The organism is Kitasatospora cheerisanensis KCTC 2395 (assembly GCF_000696185.1).
In the GTDB taxonomy this organism is placed as follows: Bacteria; Actinomycetota; Actinomycetes; order Streptomycetales; family Streptomycetaceae; genus Kitasatospora; species Kitasatospora cheerisanensis.
On the sequence record NZ_KK853997.1, the window covers coordinates 7,796,804 to 7,798,087 of the forward strand.

2 protein-coding genes are annotated in these 1,284 nt (G+C 75.9%); both read right to left on the bottom strand.

Features of this window, described 5'->3' with window-relative positions:
* Positions 1 to 484: glycosyltransferase (locus KCH_RS43065; RefSeq protein WP_035870045.1), on the bottom strand; the 484-nt coding region annotated here is incomplete at its 3' end.
* Between the two features lie 5 nt (positions 485 to 489).
* Positions 490 to 1,284: formylglycine-generating enzyme family protein (locus KCH_RS35060; RefSeq protein WP_051653790.1), on the bottom strand; the 795-nt coding region annotated here is incomplete at its 5' end.

Below are 1,284 nucleotides of genomic sequence, written 5' to 3' on the forward strand. Positions count from 1 at the left end.
CCTCGTCCAGCGGCAGCGCCAGCGGGAGGACGGCGGTCCGGGCGGCGGGCAGCCGGCGGCGGACCTCGCCGGCCACGAACGGGGAGTGCGCCGCGACCGTGCCCGGCAGGCCGGCCAGGAACGCCCACTGGCCGGGGTCGTCGTCGATGTTGTGCAGGTCGAAGACGAACCGGCCCCGCCAGCCGCCGCCGTGCAGCAGGCCGAGGACGGCGGTGACCACCTCGGGCTTGTGCCACTGCGGGTTGTGCCAGTGCACCACGTCGGCGGCCCGGAGCCGGTCCGCGAGGTCGGCGTTCAGCTCCGCGGTCGAGGGCGCGGAGACGTCCAGCGCCGGGTGGTGCGCGCAGCCCGGGGAGTCGGGGGTGCCGACGATCGCCGTCACCTCGCAGGGCAGCGCCGCGAGTTGGCCGACCAGGGCCTTCAGGTGGGTCTCGACGCCGCCGGTGACCGGCAGCCCCGTCCAGTGCAGGTGGACGATGCGCACGCCGCTCAGCCCTCCCCGTGCGGGGGGACGTCCTCGGCGAGGCGGAAGCCCATCGCGTACAGCGAGCGCGGGTAGGGGCCGTGGCGGCGCTGGCAGCGCGCCAGGTCGCGGAAGCGGTTGAACGCGCCGCCGCGCGCGATCCGGTACGCGCCCATCCGCAGGTACAGGTCGTCCTCCACCAACTCGCCGCCCGGGTAGGGCCGGTAGGTGCTGCTGGTGTACTCCTCGACGTTGCCCGCGAGGTCCAGCGCGCCGCACCAGGCGCGGCCCTGCGGGAAGACGCCCACCGGACTGGTCATCAGCAGCCCGGACTCCAGGGTGTTGGCGGCCTCGGCGCGCCAGTCGCCGCCCCACGGGTAGCGCGGGCCCTCGGGCCCGCCGGCCGCGTACTCCCACTCCTGCTCGGTGGGCAGCCGGAACCGGCGGCCGGTGCGCCCGCTCAGCCAGGCCGCGTACGCGTCGGCGCTGTCCGCGGTGACGGTGTGCACCGGGTGGTTGGCGGCGGACGGCGCGAAGCGGCCGTAACTCCAGCCGCTGGGCAGCTCGTTGTGGCCGGTGTCGGCGAGGAACACGGCGTACTCGGCGTTGGTCACCGGGTACACCGCGAGCCGGAACGCGGCCAGCTGCACCGGGTGGCGCGGGCACTCCTTCTGCACCCAGGACCGCTGCACGCCGAACTGCTCGGCGTCCCGGTGCAGTTCGTCGACCTCGCCGTCCGGGGTGCCGATCAGGGCCCGGCCGGCGGGCACGTCCACCATGGCGGGGTCGTCCCAGCGGATCCGCGGGTCGCCGGCCAGGGC